Genomic DNA, 6,035 nt, shown 5'->3' with positions numbered 1-6,035 from the left:
GCCCGGGCCCGCCGCCCCTTCGCGTGAACGGCGCCGTCAGTCCTCGCGGAGCACGTCGATCGCCGCTTCGAGGTCGGCGGGGTAGGTGCTGGAGAACTCCACCGGGCGGTGCTCGGTGGGGTGCTCGAAGCCCAGCCGGACGGCGTGCAGCCACTGCCGCCGCACGCCCAGCCGCTCGGCCAGGGTGGGGTCGGCCCCGTAGAGCGTGTCGCCCACGCACGGGTGGCGCAGCGCGGCCATGTGCACCCGGATCTGGTGGGTGCGGCCCGTCTCCAGCCGGATCTCCAGGAGACTGGCGGCCCGGAAGGCCTCCTGCGTGTCGTAGTGCGTCACCGACGCACGGCCGCCCGCGACCACGGCCCAGCGGCCGTCGCCGGCGGGGTGCCGGTCGATGGGCGCGTCCACCGTGCCGCGGAGCGGGTCGGGGTGCCCCTGCACCAGCGTGTGGTAGCGCTTGTCCACGGTGCGCTCCTTGAACGCCCGCTTGAGCACGCTGTAGGCGGTCTCGCTCTTGGCGACCACCATGAGGCCGGTGGTGTTGGCGTCCAGCCGGTGGACGATGCCCTGGCGCTCGGCGGCGCCGCTGGTCGCCAGCTGCACGCCGGAGGCCAGCAGGCCCTCCAGCACGCTGGGCCCGGTCCAGCCGACCGTCGGGTGGGCGACCACGCCGACGGGCTTGTCCACCACGATGATGTCGGTGTCCTCGTGCACGATCCGCATGCCGGGGACGGCCTCGGGGCGCGGCACGGGCGCCGTGGGCGGCGGCGGGAGGGTGATCTCCAGCCAGGCCCCGGCCTGGACCCGGTCGGACTTGCCCGCCTCGGACCCGTCGACCAGGACGCTGCCGTCGAGGATGAGTTCGGCGGCCCGTGTGCGGGACAGGCCGAACAGGCGGGCGATGGCCGCGTCGAGCCGGTCGCCCTCCAGGCCGTCGGGCACGGGCAGGCTGCGTGTGTCGCTCACTGGCCCTTCCCTTCGGTGGTGTCGTCCGGGTGGGGCCCGGAACCCTTGTCGTCCTTCTTCGAGGACTCCTCCTCGACGACGCTGCCGTCCAGGTTGAGGCCCTTGAAGGTCAGCGCCACCACCAGGCACGCCCCGACGACCACGCACGAGTCGGCGATGTTGAAGACCGGGAAGTTCCCGACGCTGATGAAGTCGACGACCGCGCCGTGGAAGGGCGCCGGCTCCCGGAAGTACCGGTCCACGAGGTTCCCCGCGGCGCCGCCCATCATCAGGCCGAGCGTCACTCCCCACCAGACGCTGCGGACCCGCAGCCCCATGTACCCGATGGCGATGACCACGAGGCTGGCGATGCAGGTGAACACCCAGGTGAAGTCGGTGCCCATGGAGAACGCGGCGCCGGTGTTGTACACCAGCGTGAACTGGAGGAGGCTGCCGACGACGTCGACGCGCTCGCCCTGGGAGAAGGTCGCCAGGACCCACTCCTTGGTGAGGAAGTCGGCGACGATCGCGGCGGCTGCGACCAGCAGCAGGAGAAGGTACCTGCGCGGGCGCGCACCGGTCGTGTCGGACGTGGTCATGTTGCTGTCCCCGGAGGGCTCTACCTCAGTCAGCGACGCTCCTCGCGCTGTTTGCAGGTGACGCACAGGGTGGCGCGCGGAAAGGCCTCAAGTCGCGCCTTCCCGATGGCCAGGCTGCATGACTCACAGACCCCGTATGTTCCCGCGTCCATCCGTTCGATCGCCCGCTCGCTCTTGGAGAGCAGGTCACGAGTATTGTAGGCCAACGCCAGATCATGTTCGCGCTGGAAGGTCTTCGCCCCGGCGTCCGCGGGGTCGTCCCCGGCGCCGTCCACCGGGTCGGTGAGCCGGTCGGCGAGCGCGTCCTCCGCCTCGCGGATCTCCCGCCGCGCGACCGCGATCTCCTCCTCCAGCCTTCGCCGGATCCCGGTCAGCTCCTCCGTGGTCCAGGGGTCCTCCCCCGGCAGGACCGGCAGCATGGAGGCTTCGGTGGCCTTCATCGCATTCCCCTCCCAGATGGTTCGGCACACCCCGGACCTCGCCGACCTGCGGGTCCTCCCCCGGGCGGTGCCGTGATCGGTGCCGCGAAGCCTAGGCAATCCCACGGTGCAAGGCAATGATCGGGACGGTGCGCCGCTGCGGCGGCCCCCGCCCGGCGCGACAGGGGCGGCGGGCCCTACTCCGCGGCCGCGAAACCGCCGTAGTCCTCGGCCAGCGCGGCCAGGTGCGGCTCGTCGAAGACGGCCGGCCCGCCGTGGGGGCCGGTCAGCACCTCGATCACCCAGTCCGCGTCCTCGGCGTCGTCCTCGCCCGCGAGCATGTCCCGGTGCACGCGGCACGGCTCGTAGCCCTGCTCCAGGAGCTGCTCCGCCAGCTCCACCGCGTCGTCCCGGTCGGACAGGGTCACGAGGACCGCACCCCTCACGTCCTCCGCCACAGCGGCCCCCTCCGTCACAAGAGCGCACGGCGGAAGCGCCGCGCTGCGTTATCCTGGCTCCAGGTGTCGATGGGGACGAGTAGCGCTGGCCCCGACCGGACGGATCACAGCCTAGAAGGCCTGGCCCGCCCAAGCGACCCGGGGGCGGTGCGAGCCCGGGGGCACGACCAGCGCGAAGATCACCCCGGAACCGCCGGAAGAACGGGCCCGCCCGCGCGGGCGGCTCCAGTAGAACCGGCACAGAGCAACGAAGTGGGACCCTACCGACGCGCGCCCTGCGGCGCGCTCGCGGTCCAAGGAGGGTGGTACCGCGGGGCCCGTGCCTCGTCCCTCCGTCAGGAACGACCCTGATGGAAAGGTACGACCGTGGCCAACGACCCCCGGCCCGCATCCCGACCGCTGCCCCAGCTCCCCGCGCAGATCGACCTGCCGGCCATGGAGCGGGACGTCCTCGGCCGCTGGTCGAAGGAGGACGTCTTCCAGCGCTCGCTCGACCAGACCCGCGGCGGCCCCAACTGGGTCTTCTACGAGGGCCCGCCCACGGCCAACGGCCAGCCCGGCGTGCACCACGTCGAGGCCCGCGCGTTCAAGGACGTGTTCCCCCGGTTCCGCACCATGCGCGGCTACCACGTGGACCGCAAGGCGGGCTGGGACTGCCACGGCCTGCCCGTGGAGGTCGCCGTGGAGAAGGAGCTCGGCCTGTCCGGCAAGAAGGACATCGAGGCCTTCGGCATCGCCGAGTTCAACGAGCGCTGCCGCGAGTCCGTGCTCCGCAACGTCGACGCGTTCACCACCATGACGGAGCGCATGGGCTACTGGGTGAACATGGACGACGCCTACCGCACCATGGACCCGCAGTACGTGGAGTCCGTGTGGTGGGCCCTCAAGCAGATCTGGGACAAGGGCCTGCTGGTCCGCGACTACCGGATCAGCCCGTACTGCCCGCGCTGCGGCACGACCCTGTCCGACCACGAGCTCGCGCAGGGGTACGAGACCGTCACCGACCCGTCGGTGTACGTCCGCTTCCCCGTGACCTCCGGTCCGCTCGCCTCGCCCGAGCACCCGACCTCGCTGCTCGTCTGGACGACCACCCCCTGGACGCTGGTGTCCAACACCGCCGTGGCCGTGCACCCGGACGTGGAGTACGTGGTGGCCACCGACGGCGACGAGCGCCTCGTGGTGGCCCGCCCGCTCTTCGACAAGGTCCTCGGCGAGGGCTGGGAGCTCACGGGCGAGAGCTACGGGGGCGAGGAGATGGAGCGCTGGACCTACGAGCGCCCCTTCGACCTGGTGCCCTTCGACGAGCCCGCCCACTACGTGGTGCTCGCCGACTACGTCACCGTGGACGACGGTACCGGCCTGGTCCACCAGGCGCCCGCCTTCGGCGCCGACGACATGCTCGTGGGCCGCGCCTACGGCCTGCCCGTGGTCAACCCGGTCCGCCCGGACGGCACCTTCGAGTCCCCCCTGCCTCTGGTCGGCGGGGTGTTCTTCAAGGAGGCCGACAAGACGCTCGTCCGCGACCTCAAGGACCGCGGGCTCCTCTTCCGCCACCTGAGCTACGAGCACTCCTACCCGCACTGCTGGCGCTGCCACACGGCGCTGCTGTACTACGCGGTCCCGTCCTGGTACATCCGCACCACCGCGGTCAAGGACGAGCTCCTGGCGCAGAACGACGTCACCAACTGGGTGCCGGAGAACGTCAAGGAGGGCCGCTTCGGCGAGTGGCTGCGCGGCAACGTGGACTGGGCGCTGTCCCGCAACCGCTACTGGGGCACCCCGCTGCCGATCTGGGAGTTCCCCGACGGCCGCCAGATCTGCGTGGGCTCCCTGGAGGAGCTGGGCCGCCTCAGCGGCCGGGACCTGTCCTCCCTGGACCCGCACCGCCCCTTCGTGGACGACATCGTCATCCCCGACCCGGACGCGGACCCGTCCCTGCCCGAGGAGCAGCGGGTCGCCCGCCGCGTCCCCGAGGTCATCGACGCCTGGTTCGACTCCGGCTCCATGCCGTTCGCCCAGTGGGGGGCGCCCCACCGGAACGAGGAGACCTTCCGGGACAACTTCCCGGCGCAGTACATCTCCGAGGCGATCGACCAGACCCGCGGGTGGTTCTACTCCCTGCTGGCGGTGAGCACCCTGGTGTTCGGCCGCAACTCCTTCGAGAACGTGGTCGTGCTCGGCCACATCCTCGCCGAGGACGGCCGGAAGATGAGCAAGCACCTGGGCAACGTCATGGAGCCGATCTCGGTCATGGACAAGCACGGCGCCGACGCGCTGCGCTGGTTCATGCTGGCGAGCGGTTCGCCGTGGACCGCCCGCCGGGTCGGCCACTCCGCCCTGGAGGAGATCGTCCGCAAGGTGCTGCTGACCTACTACAGCACCGTCTCGTTCTTCACCCTGTACGCGAATGCCGGCGGGGGCTGGGACCACTCCCGGCTGGCGGACGCCCCCGCCCCCGAGGACCGCCCGCTCCTGGACCGGTGGCTGCTCTCGGAGCTGAACGAGGTCGTCAGGGACGTCACGGCGGCGCTGGACTCGTTCGACACCACGACCGCGGGACGCCGTCTGACGGCCTTCGTGGACGACGTGTCCAACTGGTACGTGCGCCGTTCCCGCCGCCGGTTCTGGGGCGGTGCGGACACCCCCGAGGGCGCCGCCGCGTTCGCGACGCTGTTCGAGGCCCTGGAGACCGTCACGCTGCTGATGGCGCCGATCGTGCCGTTCCTCACCGACCACGTGTGGGCGTCGGTACGCCGGCCGGACGCGCCGGAGTCGGTGCACCTGGCGTCGTGGCCCGAGGTGCGCGAGGACCTCGTCGACCCGGACCTGTCGCAGCAGATGGCGCTGGCCCGCCGCCTGGTGGAGCTGGGCCGGTCGGCCCGGGTGGACTCCGCCGTGCGGACCCGGCAGCCGCTGGCCCGCGCCCTGGTGGGCGCCGCCGGTTTCGCCGGCCTGCCCGAGCAGCTCCGCGACCAGGTGTCCGACGAGCTCAACGTGGAGTCGCTGGACGCGCTGTCCTCCGTGGGCGGCGACCTGGTGGACTTCATCGTGAAGCCGAACTTCCGGGCGCTGGGCAAGCGGTTCGCCAAGCGCACCCCGCTGGTGGCCAAGGCCATCGAGGCCGCCGACCCCGCCTCCCTGGTGGAACAGGTCCGCGAGAGCGGCTGGGCGCGGGTGCGGGTCGAGGACGAGCCCGTCGAGGTCAGCGCCGACGAGCTGCTCGTGACCGAGCAGCCCCGGGAGGGCTGGGCCGTGGCGTCCGAGGCCGGTGAGACCGTCGCCCTGGACCTGGAGCTGACGCCGCGGCTGCGCCGCGCCGGTCTGGCCCGGGAGATGGTCCGCATGCTCCAGGACGCCCGCAAGAAGAGCGGCCTGGACGTGTCCGACCGCATCGAGGTGTGGTGGACGGCCACGGACGAGACCACCGAACTGGCGCTCACCGAGCACGGTGAGGCGATCGCCGGCGAGGTGCTGGCCGACGCGTTCACCGCCGGGGAGATGGCACGGGACCTGCACACCGCCTCCTCCGAGGAGTTCGGCGTGGCCTTCGGTTTCCGCAAGGCCTAGGCCTCTTCCGGTCCGGCGGCCCCGGGGCCGCCGGACCGGAAGAGGCCTAG

Annotated in this window: 5 protein-coding genes; 1 reads left to right on the top strand and 4 read right to left on the bottom strand. The window is 71.9% G+C overall.

Annotated elements, in window-relative coordinates:
• Positions 1-36: 36 nt before the first annotated feature.
• From ACWGL3_RS30440 to ACWGL3_RS30425, 4 genes are all read right to left on the bottom strand, one after another.
• Entirely contained in the window at positions 37-963 is a 927-nt protein-coding gene (locus ACWGL3_RS30440) for an RluA family pseudouridine synthase (RefSeq protein ID WP_267945806.1), read from the bottom strand.
• Positions 960-1,541, bottom strand: coding sequence for a signal peptidase II (gene lspA, locus ACWGL3_RS30435; protein ID WP_267945807.1), 582 nt, complete (start codon positions 1,539-1,541; stop codon positions 960-962). Before lspA ends, ACWGL3_RS30440 begins: the two co-directional genes overlap by 4 nt.
• A 29-nt stretch (positions 1,542-1,570) precedes the next feature.
• Positions 1,571-1,981, bottom strand: coding sequence for a TraR/DksA family transcriptional regulator (locus tag ACWGL3_RS30430; RefSeq protein WP_267945808.1), 411 nt, complete (start codon positions 1,979-1,981; stop codon positions 1,571-1,573).
• Positions 1,982-2,157: 176 nt separating this feature from the next.
• Positions 2,158-2,418, bottom strand: coding sequence for a hypothetical protein (locus ACWGL3_RS30425; RefSeq protein WP_267945809.1), 261 nt, complete (start codon positions 2,416-2,418; stop codon positions 2,158-2,160).
• A gap of 366 nt (positions 2,419-2,784) precedes the next feature.
• Between ACWGL3_RS30425 and ileS the strand changes: the two genes are divergently transcribed.
• Positions 2,785-5,985: an isoleucine--tRNA ligase gene (gene ileS, locus ACWGL3_RS30420; RefSeq protein ID WP_267945810.1), complete on the top strand. Its 3,201-nt coding sequence runs from the start codon at positions 2,785-2,787 to the stop codon at positions 5,983-5,985.
• Positions 5,986-6,035: the final 50 nt, after the last annotated feature.

The sequence above is a fragment of the Nocardiopsis sp. NPDC055824 genome (genome assembly GCF_053616335.1).
The sequence above is the reverse complement of the archived record's forward strand: the minus strand, read 5'-3'. Positions and strand labels throughout refer to the sequence as shown.